The organism is Streptomyces sp. NPDC006335, from assembly GCF_040612795.1.
In the GTDB taxonomy this organism is placed as follows: Bacteria; Actinomycetota; Actinomycetes; order Streptomycetales; family Streptomycetaceae; genus Streptomyces.
This window is the reverse complement of record NZ_JBEXQX010000005.1, coordinates 88023-107421: the sequence shown is the minus strand read 5'-3', so window position 1 is coordinate 107421 and position 19399 is coordinate 88023. Positions and strand designations below refer to the sequence as shown.

Genomic DNA, 19399 nt, shown 5'->3' with positions numbered 1-19399 from the left:
GACCGCTCACTCGCAGATGTGCTGCGGCGGCCGGAACGAGGGATCGGTACCGGAGTCCCTGTTCACCTCGATGCGCACGGTCTCCAACTGCTGGAGCAGCGAGTCGAGTTGCCGCTGGGTGGGTTCGCGGAAGAATTCCAGGACCGCCCGGTGGAAGGCGTCCCGGAGTTCGGGCGGCATCACGTCGGAGGCGTCGAAGCACAGGGTGCGGGCGCCGGAGGTGAGCAGGGAGTCGATCTTCCGCTCGACCGGCGTCGCGGAGTCCGGCGGCGACAGCCCGGCCGTGGCCGGGAACAGGGGCCGTACCGCGGGATCCGCCTTCTCCCACCAGAGCTCCCGTCCGGCCGGGCCGGACAGCCGCTCCACGAGTTGCTGGGCGTCCGGGTCGTCGCTGAAGACGGCGGCCATGTCACCGGCGACCTCGAAGACGTCCTGGTATGCGGGCGGTCCGTCCAGATACCGGGCCGACGGCTCCACCTTCACGTCGTCGCCCGCGTAGACGTACCGGATGAAGGCGCTCTGGTGCTCGTGCGTGCAGGCGAATCCGGGTGAGTCGAGCAGGCCGCGGGGCTGCCCACCGGCTCCCGGCACGCCCTCGAACGACGTGGTCAGGGACCGTTCCACCGACGCCGGGGAGCGCTTGCCGAGCAGCTTCGCCCAGGTGGTCCAGGCGCGCTCGACCGCCGGGTCCCGCCAGTCGAGGCGGCCCCTGGCCCACTCGTCGTAGAGGGTGGGGCCCGCCTGGTGGAGCACGAGGTCCTCGATCCAGTCGGTGCCGGGCCAGCCGGAGGTGGCCTGGGAGGCGAGCCCCACGCACCAGGTGGGCCGGTCGTCGGGCGCGTCCCGTTTGCTCCACACCAGGCTCTTGAGGTCGGCCTTCAGCGGCACCCAGAACGCGCGCGCCTTGTTGTCCACGATCAGATCGGGCACCCAGGGCGCGAAGGCACGCTGGGAGGTCTCCGGGGCGAGCGGCTTCAGCTTGTCGCGGCGGGCGTACTCGATGAGCTCTCCGATGCTGTTGAGGACCGCAACGTCCGGCGGGTCGTCGGCCTCCAGTTGTGAGACGAGCGTCTCGCGCAGTGAGCGGGTGCCCTCGTAGGTGTACGTCCGCCCGGTCCCGTCGTCCAGATGGTCGAGGACGGTTTCGAAGGCCTTGCCCTCCTCGCCGGTCCAGGGGCCGAGGACGACCAGCGGGTCCCGGGTGTCCGACCCGCAGCCGGGGACGAGGGCGAGCAGACACGCCACGAGAAGGAAGCGCAGGACACGGCTCATACGACGGCTCCCGGTCGGGTGACGACGAGGTACTCGCGGCGGTAGGCGTGCAGCGTGCCGGCGATCACGGCAGCACCGACGAGGCCCGCGGGGAACACGAACGGGGCGATGCCGTCGAGGAGGACCAGCCGCCCGTCCGCCAGGCCCTCGTCGATCCTCGCCCCGAGCGTCTCAATGGCCTGCGGCTCCGGTCCGGCGAAGGGCCTCTCCTCGGCGACCGTCTCCGTCTCCGGCGAGGTCCGCTCGGCCAGCGCGCCCGTGACGGGGAGGGTCTCGTGCTGGGCGTGCAGGGCGAGCAGGGCGTCGACGGTCAGGAACGGTACGGCGAGCAGCGGCAGGGCGGCGACCGCGAGGGGGATGCTCAGCCGGATCCGGAAGCGGTGGCGGAGGAAGGACACCGTCCGCCACAGCCCGGTGGCGAGCAGGACGAGGGCGAGGACGGCGATCACCGTGGCGGCGATCGTGTCCGCGCCCCAGGCGGCCCGGTCGGCGAGGCGTGCGCGCAGCCTCCCCTCCATGCCGGTCACTCGGTCGACGATCGAGGTCGCGGCGGAACCGGTCGCGGCCGGACAGTCCGGATAGGGATCCTTGCCGGTCGCCGCGGCGGCCTGCGAGCACAGCATGCTGCGCGCGTAGCTGAGTCCGGCGTCGCGCAGCACCGGGTCGGTTGCGTGGCCCTGGGCCTGGCCGATCCAGCCGGTGTAGTCGACCACCAGGGCGGACACGACCCGCAGTTCCTGCTCCTCGGCGACGGTGAGGGCCCCGCTGCGGGTGACCTGGTTCAGGCTCTGCGTGGCGCGGGCGATCCGGGTCCGGTACCGCTCGCTGAGCCCGCTGAGCTCGGCCGCCCGTCCCTCGGCGAGGTTCCGCTCGGCCTCGCCCTGCGCGATGAGCAGCGAGGCCCGGGCGTCCGCGAGGTCGACCAGGGCGGGCGCCGCGCGGTCGCGGATGTACGCGGAGTCGCCGCGCACGCCCGCGTAGGCCCAGCCGAGCGCCCCGAAGGCCACCACGGTGAGCAGCGGCAGCGCGACGAGCCGGTCCCGCAGGTAGGCGCGGTTGCGGTGGCCGCCGCCGGAGGGCCAGGCGTAGCGGTGCACACGGCGAAGGAGTTCGGCCGTTACGGCGGCGACTGCCCGCGTGAGGCGGAGGGTGTCCTGTGTGACGGTGCGTAAGCGACCGTCCGGAGCCAGTCGGCGACTCTCTTGCCGAGCCATGGGCTGTCCCTGTGGTGTCGGAAGGCGAGCGGGCGGACCTCGTAGGCGCGGTCCAGGAGGATCTCGGCCACGGCCGCGTCCTCGGGGGCGGCGGAGCGGGCGGCCTGGTGGGCGAGGGTGACGTAGCGGCGGGACAGGTCCTCGCGCAGGCCGTGCTCGTCGGGCGGGAGGCCGAGCCGGGGGTCCGCGCCGGCGGACAGGGCCGCGAGTCCCGCCGCGTCGAGGGCGCCGCGGGCGAGGACGCCCTGTACGGCCTCCCAGACCTCGACGGTCATCCGGACCCTGGCCTCCTCGTCGGTCAGGCCGTGCGCGTGGAAGAGCAGGGCGAGGCGCCCCAGCACCTCGTGGAGCCGCTGCGGCACCTCGTCGTCGTGGCCGGCCCTGCGGACGTACTCGATGCCGATCCGCACGGCCGCGGTGCGTGCGGCGGTCCGGTGCCGCGAGTGCTGCGGTACGGCGTCCAGTTCGTGTACGGCCTCCTCGCGTGCCCGTTCGCCGTCCAGCGCGAGCCGGGCCCGTGCGGCGCCGAAGGCCGCGCTGCCCAGGGACGGGTTGCGCAGCCGGACCGCCTCGTAGAAGGTCAGGGCCTCGTGCCGGAGTCCGAGGCGTTCCGCGCAGTGTCCGAGGGCCAGCTTGGGCGCGTACTCGCCGGGGATCGCCGCGTACACCCGGTCGAAGTGCCGCCGGGCCGCGGCGACTTGGTCGCGGGCCAGGGCGAGGAGCCCGTGGTGCCAGTTCAGCCGCCAGTCGTAGGGGGCGTGTCGGGGGCCGATCCGCGCCTCGGCCGCCCGCAGTTCCCGTTCGGCGGCTTCCGGTCCGTCGGCCGGGTTGCGCAACCGCAGCCGACAGCGCAGGAGATGGACCTCCGTGGAGTCCCGCCAGTCACCGATGTGCTGGAGCAGGGCCTCCGGGGCGGCGTCGGCGAGCCTGCTCAGTTCGGCGTGGTGCTCGTCGTGGGGATCGGGGCGCGGCACGGGCAGGCGCTGGGCGACCTCGACGGGCGAGGGCGGGGCGAACGGGGACGGCGCGTCGGGTTCGGCCCAGTGCGCGAGGGGTGGCGCGGAGCCGAGGGCGCCGTCGAGGGCGTACGGCGACTGGAGGAAGAGCGGCGAGGGCTCGAAGGTCTCGGCCCCGGTCCGCAAGGACCTCAACTCCCGGAAGACGCCTCGCAGTTGCTGCTCCATCTCCCGCGCGTCGGCGAACCGCGCGTCCGGGTGGCTCAGCGTGGCTCGGTGCAGCACACGGGCGAGCGAGAGCAGACCGAGACCGCGGGGGACGGGGGCGGTGGCGTCGCCGGGCCGCCACGGCTCCTTCCCGGGCGGCTCCCCGGCCCCCGGCAGAACCCCGCCACCGGACTCACCCCCTCCGGCCCCGGCGCCTTCGGAGCGGGCGCCCCGGCCGACACCCTCCACCCGGCCGACGTCCGGCGCCTCCCCACCGCCGGACAACTGGGCGCTCCCCGGCGCCGGAGCCGCCTCCGATGCCTCGCCGACGTTCACTGCCCCCTCGGCGGCCGAAATCGGGGCAGCACCCGGCCTCTCCCCACCGGCCAGAGCCTCCCGGTCGACCGGCGTCTCGTCCGCGGTCAGGGCCTCCTGGGCAACCCGTGCCTGTTCGGCGGCGGACAGGGCGCCCCCGGCGGCCCGCGCCGCCTCGGCATCTGCCCCCGCGGCCCCTCCGCTTTCCACCCCGGTAGGCCGGCCAACCCCCTCCCCCGCCCCCAACGTCCCAAGATCCCCCAGGCGCCCCAGGTCCTCCGCCGACGTGCCGAGTCCGCTCAGGCGGCGCAGGGTTTCGCCCAGGCTGAAGAGGTCGTCCTGTTGTCCGGACTCGCCGTTCGGGCGCACGGTCGGGGCGCTGAAACCGGGGGTGGTCATCCCCGGAGCCCCGGCCGGACGCACGCTGCCCACGTCGATGATCTTCGTCGTGGTGCCGTCGTGCATGACGTTGTCCGGCTTCAGGTCGCCGTAGACCTTGCCGGGCCGCCCGGAGTGCAGATACGCCAGGGCGGACAGGATCCGCACACCGTAGGCGAGCACGAACTCGTGGAAGCGCTGGTCGCCGAACTCCCCCGGGTTCAGCTTCGCCCGCGCCCGCACCTCCTCCAGCGTGAGCCCGTCCACGTACTGGAGGACGAGGAAGTCGCCGACCCCCGGGTGATGGCCGTAGTTGAAGACGCGGATGATGTCGTCGTGGCCGAGGTCGACCAGGGCCCGCCGCTCCCGGGCCAGGGCACCCGCCGCGGACGCCGCCTGATCGGGGTGCAGCATCTTGATGGCGACCTCGCGGTTGTCGACCTTGGTGTCGAGCGCGAGGTAGACCTCGCCCATCCCGCCGTAGCCGAGCGGCCGGATCAGCCGGTACTGGCCCGCGAGCAACTGACCGGGGGGCACGGGCAGTTCCCCGGCCTCGGCGGCGGGAGCCCAGCCGCGCCCCAGCAGCGTGATGGTGGGCAGCACGGTCGGGTCGGGATTCTCCTCGGGAAGCTCGACGTGCGCCGCTCTCAGGTACATCGGCTGTCCGGCGACGACAAACGGACCGAACGACCCCTCGGATTCCGGTACTTCACCGCACGCACTCCCGCCCCGAGCCCCCTTCATGCCTCCACAGAATAGGGCCACGTGCCGGGATTGACCCCTTGCGTTCCCCCTGAGAACCGTGTTGCCGCGCCGTCCGGCCGGACGGCGAGGCCGGGATCGGCGTCCCCCGCGGACCGGCATCCCTCTAGAGTGAGGGGTCCCTGTCAGAGGAGTCCGGACCGCAGCCGTCCTGGCCAGCAGCGGTGAAGGAGACACGGTGACCCTGCGCGAGAACGATCCGGAGTCCGTCGGTGGATACCGGATCGAATCGCGGATCGGGACCGGCGGCATGGGTGTCGTCTATCTCGGCCGGTCGGCCTCGGGGCGGGCCGTCGCCGTGAAGGTCGTGCACGCGCGGTACGCCGACAACCCCGAGTTCCGTGCCAGGTTCCGGCAGGAGATCGCCGCCGCCCGCCGGGTCAGCGGAGCGTTCACCGCGCCGGTCGTGGACGCGGACCCGGAGGCGGTACGGCCGTGGATGGCCACCGCGTTCGTCCCGGGCCGTACCCTCGCGGAGCTGGTCGACGAGTCGGGACCGCTGGAGTGGCCCGCACTGCGCCGTCTCGGCACCGAACTCGCCGAGGCACTGCGGGAGATCCACCGCGCGCAGGTCGTGCACCGGGACCTCAAGCCGAGCAACGTGCTGCTCCTGGACACCGAGGGCGACGACGGCGCCGTACGCGTCATCGACTTCGGCATCTCGCGCGCGGCCGACAGCGACGTCCGCACCCAGACCGGCATGGTGATGGGCTCGCCGCCCTTCATGGCACCGGAGCAGTTCAGCCGCCCGCACGAGGTCGGCTCCGCGGTGGACGTCTTCTCGCTGGGCGCGGTGCTCGTGTACGCGGCCACCGGGCACAGCCCCTTCGAGGCGGAGAACGCCTACCTGGCCGCGTACAACACCGTGCACGGTGAGCCCCGGCTCGGTGAACTGCCCGCCCCGCTGCGCCCGTTGGTGGCGCGCTGTCTGGCGAAGGAACCGGCGGACCGGCCGACGTCCGGCGAGGTCCTGGCGATGCTGGCGGCGCTCCCGGAGGAACTGCCCGACGAGCAACCGGCCCACGAGGTGTCCCCGCCCCCGCAGCTGCCGGTGACGGACGTGGTGACCTCGCCGCTCGGCGACGCCGGGCCGGTCCGCCGCCGGCGCGGGCGCGGCGGAAGGCGACTGTGGGCCGCCGTCGCCGCCGTGGCACTCCTCTGCGGGGCGGGGGCGGCCGCGGTCGCCGTGGTGGGCGAGGAGCCGGCGAGCACGGTCGACGAGTTCGACGCCCTCGCTCCGCGGACGACGCCCGGCGGGACGACGCCGGCGGGCTGGCGGCCGTGGCACAACGCGTTGGGGTCGGACGGCAAGGACCAGCAGATGGGCATCGAACCGTCCTGCACTCCGGACGCGCTCGGTGTCTTCTGCGCCTCCGGGCAGGTCGCCCTGATGCGGCTGAACCCGGCGACGGGAAACGTCGAGTGGACGAAGTCCATGAGCCGCAAGCAGGTCAGCACTTTCTCGACGCGCGAGCCCGTCGTCCGTGACGGCGTGGCGTTCGTGTACAGCGCGGACCGCTCGCAGGGTGTCGACGCCTACGACGGGAAGTCCGGCGAGCTGCTGTGGCGGCTGAAGGGGCCGCTCGGCGAGTTCGCGTACCTGGGCGGGGTGCTGGTCGTCCGCCTGGACGAGCTGGGCGTCTCGAACACGGCACGCTACGCGGCCTACGAGCCGCGCACGGGCAAGGAGTTGTGGCGGCGCGAGCTGACCTCCGCCTCGCCGAGCCCGTTCTACGAGGGCCCCGGAAACACGCTCTACGCCGATCTGCGCGGCGGTGAGGGCGGCATCGCCCGCCTCGACGCCCGCACCGGCAGGACCCTGGGCAGTGTCGACGCGCCGAAGGGCGACCTGTGGCTGGCGACGGTCCACGACGGCACGGCGTACTACGCGCGCTGGGAGGACGACTCGGGAGTGTCCGCCGCCTTCTTCGTCCAGGATCTCGGCAGCGGGAAGACCCGCCGGATCGACTTTCCCTGGAGCGTCGAACCCGAGGCGCCGCCGCTGGTGCAGGGCGACACCATGTACATCTTCGACTACGGCAACGAGACCCTGCTCGCCCTCGACGTGAAGCGGGGCAAGCCGCTGTGGTCCAGCTCGCGGGACCTGCGGGTCTTCAGCGAACCGGCCTACCACGCGGGCCGGTTGTACGTCACGATGCCGGACACCAGCGTCCTGGCCCTCGACCCGAGGACCGGCAAGGAGATCGGCCGCACGGCCCCGTCCTTCGACACGGCCGACCGCTCCTTCGAGGAGCTGTCGCCGAGTGCGGTGCCGCCGTTGCTGGTGGGCGACGTGCTGTACGGGGTCAGCGGCCCGGGAGTGTTCTCGGTGGCCGACGTCGGCTGACGGGCGGACGGTTCCGCGCGCCGCACCCCGGGATCGGGTGCCGGAACCGGGATTCCCTCCCCCACACCTGGGGGATCTCTCCCAGGAACTCTGTCCTGCCCCGCGAAGGAACAAGATGACACGGAAGAAAGCGCTGGTGGTCCGAGGCGGCTGGGAAGGACACCAGCCGGTCAAGGCCACGGAGCTGTTCCTGCCCTTTCTGGAGAGCAACGGATACGACGTCCGGATCGAGGAGTCGACCGACGTCTACGCCGACACCGCCGTGATGGCCGCCACCGACCTCGTCGTGCAGTGTGTGACCATGTCCGAGATCACCGCCGAGCAGGTGGCGGGACTGAGCGCGGCCGTCGTCGCCGGTACCGGCTTCACCGGCTGGCACGGCGGGATCGCCGACTCGTTCCGCGCCTCCTGCGACTATCTCCATCTGGTGGGCGGCCAGTTCGCGACCCATCCGGGCAAGGAACCCTGCGAGCGGAAGGGCGGCGAGGAGGACAACTTCCTGCCGCACACCGTCGCCGTCACCGATCTCGGCCGTGAACACCCGGTCACGGCGGGCATCGAGGACTTCGAGCTCGAGACCGAGCAGTACTGGGTGCTCCACGACGACCTGATCGACGTCCTCGCCACCACCACCCACCCCGCCCGGCCGTGGCAGCCCTGGCACCGACCGGTCACCTCACCGGCGGTCTGGACCCGCCTGTGGGGTGCCGGACGGGTCGTGGTGACGACTCCCGGACACAGCCTCGACGTCCTGGAACACCCCGCTGTCCGTACCGTCATAGAAAGGGGCATGCTGTGGGCGACGCGCACCGCATCGGCGTCGTAGGGCTCGGTGTCATCTCCCGCGCCTACCTGGACACGCTCGTCGGCCGCTCCGCCGTGCGCGTCACCGCCGTCGCCGACCTGGACGCCTCCCGGTCGCAGGCCGTCGCCGCCGAACTGCCGGGCGTTCAGGCGCTGTCCGTCGGGGAACTGCTGAGCAGCCCGGACGTCGACACGGTGCTGAACCTCACGATCCCGGCGGCGCACGCCGAGATCGCCCTGGGTGCCATCGGTCACGGCAAGAACGTCTACGGCGAGAAACCCCTGGCCGCCGAACTCGCCGACGCACGTGCCGTGCTGGAGGCGGCGGACAAGGCGGCGGTCGGTGTGGGGTGTGCGCCGGACACGGTCCTGGGCACCGGCGTCCAGACGGCACGGGCGGCGGTGGAGGCCGGGGCGGTGGGCCGTCCGCTGTTCGCCTCGGCCGCCATGGTCACCCCGGGGCACGAACGGTGGCATCCCCACCCGGACTTCTACTACACGGCCGGTGGCGGCCCCCTGCTGGACATGGGCCCCTACTACCTGTCCTCCCTGGTGCATCTGCTGGGCCCGGTACGTGCGGTGACCGGGGCGTCCAGTCGGCTCCGCGCCGAGCGGGTCATCGGGTCCGGCCCGCGCGCGGGCGAGCGGATACCGGTCGAGGTGGACAGCCATGTCTCCGGAATCCTCGAACACGAGGGCGGGGCCCTGACGACGCTCACGACGAGCTTCGACGGTGTCGCCACCACCGCCGCGCCGATCGAGGTCCACGGTGAGAAGGGCACCCTCACGGTTCCGGACCCGAACCACTTCGACGGCGAGGTACGGCTCCTCGAACTCGGCGCGGCCCAGTGGCGCACGCTCGCGCCCTCGGCCGGATACGCAGGTGCCACCCGGGGCGTCGGCCTGCTCGACTTCGTCGCCGCCGACGGGCGGCGGGCACCGCGGGCCGGCGGTGAACTCGCCCTGCACGTACTGGAGACGATGACGGCACTGCTGCGTTCGTCCGCCGAGGGGCGGCGGATCGAGCTGTCGACGTCGGTGGAGCGGCCCGCTCCCGTGCCGCTGACGCCTGCGGAGAAATGGCGGTGATCAGTCCACGGGCCAGGTGTGCGCTGGTGCGTTGAGGTGCATGTAGTCCATGTACGTCATCGTCATCCGCCGCAGCGCCTCCTGGCGGTCACAGCCCGCCTTCTCCAAGTGGTGGACCGTCTCCGCCTGCCACAGGGCGCCGTTACGGGAGGTGACACACCGCTGCTCGATGACACCGAGCAGCGGTTCCCGCCACTCCGCGTCCATGCCGGCCAGCTCCAGGCCCCGGTGGGCGAGGGGCAGCAGTCGCCGCAACACCAGTTCCGTGACCGGCACTTCGCCCACTCCAGGCCAGTACAGGCGGGCGTCGATGCCGTCACGGGCGGCGGTGTGCAGGTTCTCCTCGGCGACCGAGAAGGACATCCGCGTCCACACCGGCCGGTCCTCGTCGACGAGGGCACGGGTCAGGCCGTAGTAGAAGGCGCCGTTGGCGATGATGTCGGCGACCGTGGGCCCGGCGGGCAGGACCCGGTTCTCGATGCGCAGGTGCGGGCCGCTGTCGGTGACGGCGTAAATCGGGCGGTTCCAGCGGTAGATCGTGCCGTTGTGCAGGGTCAGTTCGCCGAGTTCCGGGACCCCGCCGCCGTCCAGGGCCGCCTGCGGGTCCTCCTCGTCGCAGATCGGCAGGAGCGCGGGGAAATAGCGCACGTTCTCCTCGAACAGGTCGAAGACGCTGGTGATCCACCGCTCCCCGAACCACACCCGGGGCCGTACCCCCTGTGCCTTGATCTCCTGGGGCCGGGTGTCGGTGGCCTGCTCGAACAGGGGGATGCGGGTCTCGCGCCACAGCTCCCTGCCGAAGAGGAACGGCGAGTTGGCAGCGAGGGCGATCTGGACGCCGGCGACGGCCTGGGCGGCGTTCCAGTAGTCCGCGAACTCCTTGGGCGCGACCTGGAGATGGAACTGGGTGCTGGTGCAGGCGGCCTCGGGGGTGATGGCGTCGGCGTACATCGCCAGGCGCTCCACGCCGTCCACCCGGATGCGCAGGTCCTCGCCGCGGGCCGCGAAGATCTGCTCGTTGAGCAGCCGGTAGCGCGGATCGCCGGACAGGGCGGTCTCGCCGACGTCCGTCTCGCCCAGCGTCGGCAGGATGCCCACCATGATGAGGTGCGCGCCGACCGCCGAGGCGCGCTCCTCGGCGTGGTTGAGGGCGTCGCGGATCTCCTGCTCCCAGGAGCCGGGGCCGCCGGACAGGAGGCGGCGGGGCGGGATGTTGATCTCCAGGTTGAAGCGACCCAGCTCGGTCGACCAGGCGGGGTCGGCGATCGCCTGGAGCACCTCGGTGTTCCGCATCGCCGGGAGCCCGTCGTCGCCCACCAGGTTGAGCTCGATCTCCAGCCCGACCTGCGGCCGCTCGCTCTCGAAACCCGACTCGCGCAGCATCTGCGCGAGGACGTCGAGGCAGGTGTGCATCTTGTCCCGGTACCGTCTGCGGTCCTCCCGCGTGAACACCAGGGCCGGCACGTCACGTCCCATCGGGCCCTCCCGAGTCCCCTCGGCGGATACCTCTCCCGTCCCAGGGTCCCACCTATGAGGCACCCCAAACAGTCGGCGGGCAGTGTGCGACGAGCCGCTCACAGAACGTGCGCCCCGGCTCGCAGCCAGAGGGGGGCGGCGGTGAGGGGGATGCGGACCCGGCGCCAGGCGGGGCCGGTGATCGGCCCGCCGGAGCCCGCGTACGGCAGCCACTCCCCCGGCGGGAACCACACCTGTCTGCGTCCTCCCGGCGCGTACAGCGGGGCGACCAGCAGATCCGGGCCCAGCAGGTACTGGAGGTCGGCCGCATGGGCGTCCGGGCGGTCGGGGTGGTCCAGGGCCATGGGCCGAGCGAGCGGCTCACCGGTGCGGACCGCGTCGGCGGCTGCCGAGTGGAGGTACGGCAGCAGGCTCGTGCGCAGCCGGGCCGCGTGCAGGACGGCCGCGTACGCCTCCGCGCCGAAGTCCCAGGGCAGCCGGGAGGTCATGCCGTGGAACCGGCTCAGGGGTGACAGCAGTCCGAACTGGGCCCAGCGGGCGAAGAGTTCGGGGTCCGGTGTGCCGTGGAAGCCGCCGATGTCGTGGCTCCAGAAGGGGTGACCGGAGAAGGAGAGCGAGAGGCCCGCGCGCAGGGTGGAGGCCAGGTCCTGCCAGCTCGCGTTGGGGTCACCGGTCCACTTGGCGCCGTGCCGCTGGCCGCCGGTCCAGGTGGAGCGGCCCCAGGTCAGGCCATGGCCGGCGACCTCGCGGGTGACCTCGGCGACCAGGTCGTTGAAGAGAAGGGGGTAGAGGTTGTGCAGCCGGTCGCCCCTCATGCCGTTGTACGCCACCGCCGCCACGGGGACCGCCTCGCCGAAGTCGGTCTTCAGGACCGACACCCCGGTGGCCAGCACCCGGCGGACCCGGCCCCGCAACCAGTCGGCGACCCCGGGGTGCGTCAGGTCGAGGACGGCGGAGTCCGGGTGGGCGCCGCCCCAGACCTGTCCGATCCAGGTGCGGCCCGAAGTGTCGTGCAGGAACCAGCCGTTGCGGTCGAGCTCGGTGAAGTACGGGCTGTCGACGCTGAGGTACGGGTTCGTCCAGAGCGAGACGTGGAAGCCCTGTCCGGCCAGCTCGGTCAGCAGGCCGCGCGGGTCGGGGAAGGCTTCGGTGTCCCACTCCATGTCCGACCAGCAACCGGTGCGCTGCCAGTAGGTGTCGATGTGCAACACGTCGCAGGGGAAGCCGAGTTCGCGGATGCGGCGGGCCCGCTCGCGTACCCCGTCGGCGTTGTCCCGGCGGAATCCGCCGGAGATCCAGGGGCCGAGGGCCCACCGCGGGGGCAGCAGGGCGGGGCCGGTCAGATCGCGGTAGGCGCGCAGGCACTCGGCGGGGGTCCCGGCGATCAGGTAGTAGTCGAGTTCCTCGTCGGGGACGATGAGCGACCAGGCTCCGGTGTTGCTGTGGGCGAGGTCGAAGGAGGCCGCGGTGGTGGTGTCCACGAGGACGGCGTAGCCCCGGCTGGAGAGCAGGAACGGGACCGCCTTGTAGGAGCGGGTGCCGGTGGAGCCCTGGGCGTCCTCGACCCAGCAGTCCACGCGCCGGCCGCGCAGATCGGGGCCGTTGAAGCGCTCGCCGAGGCCGTAGAAGTGCTCGTCGGGCTCGGTGAACCAGCTGTCGTGGTAGGCGAGTCGGCCGTCGGTGAGTTCGGTGACGCCGAGGGGCAGGACGGTGGTGCGGTCGCCGGGGTCGCTGACGTCGGTGGCCTGGCGTAGGTGACAGTCGGTCAGTTCCAGGGTCAGGGGGGCGAGTCGGATGTCCAGGCGCAGGGCGTCGAGCCGGAGGGTGAGCGTGTCCGGTGACCGCTCGACCAGACAGCCGGAGCCCGTCGGCGCGGTGACGACGGAGACCCTGGGTGTGGTGGGTACGCCGTCCAACCGCAGTGTGATCCTGAGGGAGTTGGCCGTCGCGGGACGCAGGCGGAGCGTGCCCGTACGTCCGGTGGTGGTGTGTACGTCGAGGGTCACGCCGTCCTCGCCGGCCGCGGCGACGGACGCACCAACCAGGGGGTCGAGCAGGGCCGGGATCAGGGGTGGGGGCGGTGCCACCCAGGGCGTGCGGTCACGGGGATGCATGGCGTTCAGCCCCTCACACTGCCCGCGGTGAGCCCGCCGACGATGAAGCGCTGGAAGACGGCGAAGACGCAGACCACCGGGATGCTGATGAGGGTGGCGGTGGCCATCAGGGCGCCCCACGACGTCCCGTGCTGCCCGATGAAGGCGTTCAGCAGGACGGTGACGGGCTGGACGCCGGGCCCTTCGGCGAGCGTGAGCCCGAACAGGAACTCGCCCCAGCCGATCAGGAAGGACAGCCCGGCCGCCGCGACCACACCGGGCACCATCAGCGGGAGCACGACCCGCAGCAGCACGCCGGGCAGTCCGCAGCCGTCGACCAGGGCCGCCTCCTCCAGTTCAGGAGCGACACCGCGCATGACGGGACGCAGCACGATCACCGTGAAGGGCAGCGTGAGCGTGGTGTCGGCGGCGATGAGGCCCAGGTAGGTGTCGGTGAGACCGGCCCGCCGTTCGAGGATGAACAGCGGCGCCGCCAGCACGATGGCGGGCGGGAGCTGGGCGACGAGGAGGGCGAGCACCATCGCGCCCGAGCCGCGCATCCGGATCCGGGCGAGCGCGTAGGCGAGCGGGACGCCGAGCAGCAGGGTGAGGGCGACCACCCCGCAGGAGATGACGAGGCTGTTGAGCAGGGCCCGGGTCAGTCCCTCGTACCCCAGGGCCGTCGCGTAGTTCTCGCCGGTGAGGGGGGTGGGCGCCCACTGCGGGTCGGGGGTCTCGATGCGGTCCGGCCGGGTGAGGCTGGTCTTCACCATCCAGTACACCGGGAGCAGGAAGGCGCCGGTGATCAGCGTGGCGACGGCGGTCAGCAGCCAGGGGTGCCGCGGTGGTCTCACGGGGCACCTCCCGCCGGCGCCTCGTCCTCGCGCCGCAGCCGTCGCACGTACCAGGCGCCCGCCAGCAGGGGCACGACGAGCAGCAGCAGACCGGCGGCGGCGCCCTGGCCGAACCGGAAGAACGTGAAGAAGACCTCGTAGACGTAGAGGGAGAGCACGCGGGTGGCGTCGACGGGGCCGCCGCCGGTCATCACGAAGACGAGGTCGAAGACCTTGAAGGTGTAGAGGAGGCCGAGCAGCAGGACGGTCACCGAGACGGGCCGCATCAGCGGGAGGGTGATGTGGCGGAAGCGTTGCCAGGCGCTCGCTCCGTCGATGGCGGCGGCCTCGTGGAGCTCGGGGTCGATGGTGTGCAGTCCGACCAGGAGCAGCAGCATGTTGAAGGGCACGCCGACCCAGACGTTGGCGAAGATCACTCCCGCCAGCGAGGTGGACGGGTCGGTGAGCCAGTCGTGGGACAGGTCGGCTCTGCGCAACAGGGCGTTGTAGGCGCCGGACTCCGCGTCCAGCATCCAGCGGAAGAGGGTGCCGCTGACCACCGGGGGCAGCAGCCAGGCGACCAGCAGGAGGGAGCGCAGGAGGCCGCCCAGGGGGAAGGGGCGGGCGAAGAGCAGGGCCAGGGCGAAGCCGATCGTGAACTGGAGCAGCAGCGAGCCCAGCGTGAAGACCAGGGAGAGGCGTACGGAGTGCCAGAAGGCGGGGTCGTCGGCCACCATCCGGTAGTTGTCCAGGCCGTTGAACCGTGCGGCCCCGCCAAGGAGTTGGCCCAGGTCGACGTCGTGGACGGAGGTCCATACGGTGTAGAGCAGCGGGTAGGCCAGGAAGAGGGCGAGGAAAGCCAGGCCCGGCAGGCAGAACAGGTAGCCGGCGCGGCGGCGGCGCGCGGAGAGCGAGAGGGGCTGTCTCATCGCTCGCCCAGCGCCTTGTCGATCTTTCGGGCCGCGGTCCTGGCCGCGGCGGACGGGGACGCGGACCCGGTGAGCACGGCCTGCTCGGCCTCCGCGACGGCCTGCGAGGCCTCGGCGTAGTGGGCGCCGTACTGGCGTGGCCGGGCGAGGGGCAGTTGGCTGAGGAAGAGCCGCAGGGCCGGGTCGGAGGCCCAGCTCCCCCGGTCGGCGAGGTCCTTGCGGGCGGGCAGTTCACCGAAGGACACCAGGTAGGGCACCAGGACGGAGGGGCGCTGTGTGTACTCCAGGACCTCCCACGCCTTGTCCACGTGCTCGCTGTTCGCCATCACGACCCAGTTCTCCCCGCCCAGGCAGGTGGCGGCCTCCTTGTCGCGGGGCAGGGCGACGACGTTCCATTCGAAGTCGGCCTTCTTGAGGGTGGGGATCTGCCAGGGGCCGTTGATCTGCATCGCGGCACGCTGGTTGAGGAAGCGGGTGTTGACGTCCTGCTGGGTCCAGCCCACGCACTGTTCGGACAGGGAGCCCTTGGCGATCAGCTCGTCGAGGAAGGTGAGCGCGGTGGCACCGTACGTGCTGAAGGTGTCCAGGTCGCCGCCCGCCTGCCACAGGAACGGCAGGAACTGGAAGACGCCCTCCTCGGTCTTGATCGCGCTCAGTGCCAGTCCGTACCGGTCGCCGCTGGTCAGCTTCTGGGCGGCGGAGGCCAGTTCGTCCCAGGTGGTGGGGGGTTCGACACCGGCGGCCTTGAGCATGCGGGTGTTGCAGTACAGGGCGAGGCAGTTGCTGTTGTTGGGGATGCCGAGGGTCTTTCCGCCGACCTGGCAGCCTTCCCAGGGACCTTTGTAGTACTGGTCGGCCTGGCCCCATTGCTCCACTCTGGCGGTGAGGTCGGCGAGCAGCCGGCTGCCGCCGAGGGTGTTCATGGCCACGTTGTCGACGATGGCGAGGTCGGGCAGGTCGCCGGAGATCGCGCCGAGGGTGATCTGCCGGTCCAGCTCGGCGAACGGGAAGCTGCGCCGCTCGATCCGCACGTCCGGGACGCCGGCCTCGATGTCCTTGATCAGGCGGTTCATCCCGGGCTGGAAGTTGTCCAGGGTGAAGTAGTCCCACCAGCGCAGGGTGACCGGACCCGACGTGTCCGAGCTGCACGAGGTCAGACCGAGGGCGGCGGTGGCCGCCGCCACGCCGGAGACACGGAGGAAACCACGGCGGTCGACGGGGTACGACATGGTCTGCTCCCAGAGGTTCGATGATCGGGCACAGAGACCGACGTATCAGAAATCCAGGTCGATATCGGGGAAATCAGGCAGTTCGGACTCGGGTTCCGAGCCCGGCACCGACTGGCAGCGTCCCGTGCTTCCGCGCAGGGTGATCAGCGGCTTCAGCAGGACGTGCCGGGGAGGCGAGTCCGGTGAGCGCAGCCGTCGCATCATCAGGTCGACGGCGACCCGGCTCATCTCCTTGGCGGGTATCTCGGCGGCGGTGAGGGGCGGGTTCACCTGTTCGGCCCAGGGGCTCGCCGCCACGCCGACGACGGAGAAGTCGCGCGGCACGCTGCGGCCGTTGCGGGTGAGTCCGCGGTAGACGCCCTCCAGGGCCGCCTCGTTCATGGTGACCAGCGACGTGGTCGCCGGGTCGTCGTTCAGGATGCGCTCCACGACCTCCTCCCCCGAGGCGAGGTCGTCGCCGCACAGGTAGGCGTGCGGGGTGAGCAGGAGTTTCTTCATCATCTCGGTGTAGCCCTCGTCCCCGAGCCGGGCGAAGCCGTAACCGCTGTTGAAGAGCTGTTCGGACCGGTTGACGAAGGCGATCCTGCGGTGGCCGAGGTCGGCGAGGTGCTGGACGCACCCCCCTGCCAGTCCGGCGAAGTCGAGGTCGACCCAGCCGGCCACGTCGGCCCGGTGGTTGCGGCCGATGGCCACGAAGGGGAAGCCCGCCTCGGCCAGGTACTCGACGCGGTCGTCCTCGCGGCGGATCTCCATGACGATGACGCCGTCCACCCGCCGGTCGTCGACCATCCGCGGGAAGGAGGGGTCGCCGTGGCCGCCGGCGGGCGCGAGCAGCAGGTCGTAGCCGTGCTCGGCGGCCGCCTCGGCCACCCCGCCGACGAAGGCGAGCTGCATGGTGGTGTACTCGCGCTGACGGCCGGCGGGCGGGTAGAGGAGCCCGAGCGTGTGTGTGCCACGGGCGGAGTCGTCGATACCGGGTCGCTCTGCCATGGTCAGCCGGCCGGGAGGGATTGTTCGGCCCAGATGGTCTTGCCCTGCGGGCCCTGGCGGGTGCCCCAGCCCTGGGTGAGCTGGGCGACCATGTGCAGGCCGCGCCCGCCCTCGTCGTAGGTGCGGGCGCGGCGCAGGTGCGGGGCGGTGTTGCTGGCGTCGGAGACCTCGCAGATCAGGGTCCGGTCGCGGATGAGCCGCAGGCCGATCGGTACGGCCCCGTAGCGGATGGCGTTGGTGACCAGCTCGCTCACCACCAGCTCGGTGACGAACGCCGCCTCCTCCAGGCCCCACGCGGTGAGCTGGCGGGTGGCCTGGGCGCGGGCGTCGGCGACGATCGACGGGTCGGAAGGCAGCGACCAGGCGGCGACCTGGTCGGCGTGCAGGGCGCGGGTGCGGGCGAGGAGCAGGGCCACGTCGTCGGAGGGGCTCGCGGGCAGCAGGGCCCTGAGGATGGTGTCGCAGGTGGCCTCCAGCGAGGAGACGGGCCCGGCCAGGGCCTCGCAGAGCCGGTCGAGCCCCAGGCCGACGTCGCGGTCCCGCGCCTCGAGCAGGCCGTCGGTGCAGAAGGCCAGCAGACTGCCCTCGGGCAGCTCCAGCTCGGTGCACTCGAAGGGCAGACCGCCGACGCCGAGCAGCGGGCCGGGGGTCAGTTCGACCACCCGGGCCGTGCCGTCGGGGCGCAGGACGACGGGCGGGACGTGACCGGCGCTGGCGAAGGTGCACACGCGGGACACGGGGTCGTAGACGGCGTACAGACAGGTCGCGCCGATCTCGCCGCTGACGAGGTAGGGCTCGTCCGGGTCGATGTCCTCCCGGTCGGTGGCGAGATGGGTGACCAGGTCGTCGAGGTGGGTGAGGAGTTCGTCCGGTGGCAGGTCGACGTCGGCGAGGGTGCGGACGGCGGTGCGCAGCCGGCCCATGGTGGCGGAGGCGTGGATGCCGTGGCCGACCACGTCCCCGACGACCAGGGCCACGCGGGTGCCGGACAGCGGCACCACGTCGAACCAGTCGCCGCCGACGCCCGCGCCGGTCCCGGCGGGCAGATAGCGGTACGCCACCTCGACGGCTGCCTGTCGGGGCAGGTCCCGGGGCAGGAGGCTGCGCTGGAGCGTGAGGGCGTTGGTGCGCTCGCGGGTGTAGCGGCGGGCGTTGTCGACGCCGACCGCCGTCCGGCCGGCGAGTTCCTCGGCGAGGACCAGGTCGTCCGGTTCGAAGGGCGGGGAGCCTTTGCCCCGGGTGAAGACCGCGACTCCGAGGGTGATGCCCCGGGCGCGCAGCGGCGTGGCCATGACGGAGTGGAAGCCGAACTCCGCCACCCGGGCGGTGCGCGTCTCGTGCCCGGCGATCCAGGCGGCGAAGTCGGGGTCGTCCGCGCCGCTGAGCACCGGTTTGCCGTCGGCCAGGCAGCGGGCGGGCGGGGAGAAGGGCGGGTAGGTGTCCATGCCGCCGAGGTCGATGGCGGCCTCCGGCACGTCCTGCCCCGCGGCGGTGGACTGATGGGCGACCCTGCGCAGCACCACGGCCGCGTCGACCGGCCCCGGTACCGGCTCCTCGCCGCGCAGCACCGAGTCGAGCAGGTCCACGCTGACGAAGTCGGCGAGGCGGGGCACGGCGAGGTCGGCGAGCTCCTGGGCGGTGCGGGTGACGTTCAGGGTGGTGCCGATGCGGGCGCCGGCCTCCTGGAGCAGGGCGAGCCGCTGCCGGGCCGCGTGCTGGTCACTGCTGTCGAACGCGGCGGTGCCCACCCCGACGACCTCACCGGTGGCGGGGTCGCGGACGGGCCAGAGCTCGATGACCCAGGCGCGGTGGTGGGTGGCGGTGAGGGGGACGGGTGCGGTGGCACCGGGGGCGCAGGACGGTTCCGGTGCCAGGCACTCGTAGCGCAGCGGGACGCCCTCTTCGGCGACCTGGCGCACGCACCGCAGGAAACCCTCGTCGGCGAGGGAGGGTGGCCGGCGCTCAGCGGCCGTCTCCGCGGCGCGCTCTCCTGCGCCGTGCGCGACGGCGTTCCGCTCCCACGCGCCGGACGCCGTGGTGTGGGTCGAGAGGGCGACGGAGGACTGGTCGAAGGCCCACTGCACCATGGTCCGGTCGGGGTGCGGGGAGAGGGTCACGACGAAGGACCGGGTCCTGCCGTCGGCGTCCAGCGCCGGCTGGGCGTGCAGGGTCGTTTCGACGCGGTGGCCGTCCCGATGCCGGAGTGCCGCCGTGCCCCTCCATTCCTGGGAGCCGGCGAGGGAGAGCCCGGTGGCCTCGGGCGCTCCCTCGCCGAGGAGCAGCTCGGTCGCGGCGCGCCCCACGACCTCCGGGGCGGGGTGGCCCAGGAGTCGTCGAGCGCCTTCGCTCCACCCTGTGACCACGCCGTCCAGACCGAGGGTGACCGTCGCGACATCGGATGACCACCCGCTGTGACCGTTCCTTTGATCAAAAGTGGCCATTCTTGCTCTATTCGCGCGGTGAGGTGCCTCACAGCCAGAGTGCGCGCCCCGCAGGAATCGGACA

Annotated in this window: 13 protein-coding genes; 3 read left to right on the top strand and 10 right to left on the bottom strand. The window is 72.3% G+C overall.

Annotation, left to right across the window (positions count from 1 at the left end):
• Nucleotides 1-6: 6 nt before the first annotated feature.
• The 3 genes from ABZ098_RS16725 to ABZ098_RS16715 are packed head-to-tail and all read right to left on the bottom strand — an operon-like array spanning nt 7 to nt 4999.
• The gene (locus tag ABZ098_RS16725) at nt 7-1272 is read right to left on the bottom strand and encodes an alpha-glucoside ABC transporter substrate-binding protein (RefSeq protein ID WP_356591631.1); all 1266 of its coding nucleotides are present in this window, start codon (nt 1270-1272) and stop codon (nt 7-9) included.
• A complete protein-coding gene (locus tag ABZ098_RS16720; protein ID WP_356591629.1) occupies nt 1269-2369 on the bottom strand; it encodes a hypothetical protein in 1101 nt (366 codons plus the stop codon). Before ABZ098_RS16720 ends, ABZ098_RS16725 begins: the two co-directional genes overlap by 4 nt.
• 20 nt (nt 2370-2389) lie before the next feature.
• Nucleotides 2390-4999 (bottom strand): tetratricopeptide repeat protein, encoded by a 2610-nt coding sequence (locus tag ABZ098_RS16715; protein WP_356591627.1) that lies wholly within the window; start codon nt 4997-4999, stop codon nt 2390-2392.
• Nucleotides 5000-5282: 283 nt separating this feature from the next.
• On the opposite strand from ABZ098_RS16715, the gene ABZ098_RS16710 reads away from it, so the two are divergent.
• The 3 genes from ABZ098_RS16710 to ABZ098_RS16700 all read left to right on the top strand — a co-directional run bounded on the left by ABZ098_RS16710 (nt 5283) and on the right by ABZ098_RS16700 (nt 9344).
• The gene (locus tag ABZ098_RS16710; protein WP_356591625.1) at nt 5283-7451 is read left to right on the top strand and encodes a serine/threonine-protein kinase; all 2169 of its coding nucleotides are present in this window, start codon (nt 5283-5285) and stop codon (nt 7449-7451) included.
• A 115-nt stretch (nt 7452-7566) separates the two neighbouring features.
• On the top strand, nt 7567-8277 hold the full coding sequence (locus ABZ098_RS16705) for a ThuA domain-containing protein (RefSeq protein ID WP_356591623.1): 711 nt from the start codon (nt 7567-7569) through the stop codon (nt 8275-8277).
• Nucleotides 8247-9344, top strand: a complete 1098-nt coding sequence (locus ABZ098_RS16700) for a Gfo/Idh/MocA family oxidoreductase (protein ID WP_356591621.1) — start codon at nt 8247-8249, stop codon at nt 9342-9344. The genes ABZ098_RS16705 and ABZ098_RS16700 overlap by 31 nt, the downstream gene beginning before the upstream one ends.
• Here the strand turns inward: ABZ098_RS16700 and ABZ098_RS16695 are convergent, their stop codons facing one another.
• The 7 genes from ABZ098_RS16695 to ABZ098_RS16665 form a co-directional block, all read right to left on the bottom strand.
• Nucleotides 9345-10820 (bottom strand): glutamate--cysteine ligase, encoded by a 1476-nt coding sequence (locus tag ABZ098_RS16695; RefSeq protein ID WP_356591619.1) that lies wholly within the window; start codon nt 10818-10820, stop codon nt 9345-9347.
• A gap of 98 nt (nt 10821-10918) precedes the next feature.
• Complete coding sequence (locus ABZ098_RS16690) at nt 10919-12934, bottom strand: alpha-xylosidase (protein WP_356591617.1); 2016 nt, start codon at nt 12932-12934, stop codon at nt 10919-10921.
• Between the two features lie 5 nt (nt 12935-12939).
• Entirely contained in the window at nt 12940-13767 is an 828-nt protein-coding gene (locus ABZ098_RS16685) for a carbohydrate ABC transporter permease (RefSeq protein WP_356591615.1), read from the bottom strand.
• Nucleotides 13764-14675, bottom strand: a complete 912-nt coding sequence (locus tag ABZ098_RS16680) for a sugar ABC transporter permease (protein ID WP_356591613.1) — start codon at nt 14673-14675, stop codon at nt 13764-13766. The genes ABZ098_RS16685 and ABZ098_RS16680 overlap by 4 nt, the downstream gene beginning before the upstream one ends.
• Complete coding sequence (locus tag ABZ098_RS16675; protein ID WP_356591611.1) at nt 14672-15904, bottom strand: sugar ABC transporter substrate-binding protein; 1233 nt, start codon at nt 15902-15904, stop codon at nt 14672-14674. The genes ABZ098_RS16680 and ABZ098_RS16675 overlap by 4 nt, the downstream gene beginning before the upstream one ends.
• Nucleotides 15905-15949: 45 nt before the next feature.
• Nucleotides 15950-16894, bottom strand: a complete 945-nt coding sequence (locus ABZ098_RS16670; RefSeq protein WP_356591609.1) for a substrate-binding domain-containing protein — start codon at nt 16892-16894, stop codon at nt 15950-15952.
• A 2-nt stretch (nt 16895-16896) separates the two neighbouring features.
• Entirely contained in the window at nt 16897-19335 is a 2439-nt protein-coding gene (locus ABZ098_RS16665; protein ID WP_356591607.1) for a SpoIIE family protein phosphatase, read from the bottom strand.
• Between the last annotated feature and the right edge of the window lie 64 nt (nt 19336-19399).

Coding starts and splice junctions, on each gene's coding strand:
- ABZ098_RS16705 (WP_356591623.1), top strand. CDS start 7,567: ATGACACGGAAGAAAGCGCTGGTGGTCCGAGGCGGCTGGGAAGGACAC.
- ABZ098_RS16725 (WP_356591631.1), bottom strand. CDS start 1,272: ATGAGCCGTGTCCTGCGCTTCCTTCTCGTGGCGTGTCTGCTCGCCCTC.
- ABZ098_RS16715 (WP_356591627.1), bottom strand. CDS start 4,999: ATGTACCTGAGAGCGGCGCACGTCGAGCTTCCCGAGGAGAATCCCGAC.
- ABZ098_RS16675 (WP_356591611.1), bottom strand. CDS start 15,904: ATGTCGTACCCCGTCGACCGCCGTGGTTTCCTCCGTGTCTCCGGCGTG.
- ABZ098_RS16695 (WP_356591619.1), bottom strand. CDS start 10,820: ATGGGACGTGACGTGCCGGCCCTGGTGTTCACGCGGGAGGACCGCAGA.
- ABZ098_RS16665 (WP_356591607.1), bottom strand. CDS start 19,335: ATGGCCACTTTTGATCAAAGGAACGGTCACAGCGGGTGGTCATCCGAT.
- ABZ098_RS16680 (WP_356591613.1), bottom strand. CDS start 14,675: ATGAGACAGCCCCTCTCGCTCTCCGCGCGCCGCCGCCGCGCCGGCTAC.
- ABZ098_RS16690 (WP_356591617.1), bottom strand. CDS start 12,934: ATGCATCCCCGTGACCGCACGCCCTGGGTGGCACCGCCCCCACCCCTG.
- ABZ098_RS16670 (WP_356591609.1), bottom strand. CDS start 16,894: ATGGCAGAGCGACCCGGTATCGACGACTCCGCCCGTGGCACACACACG.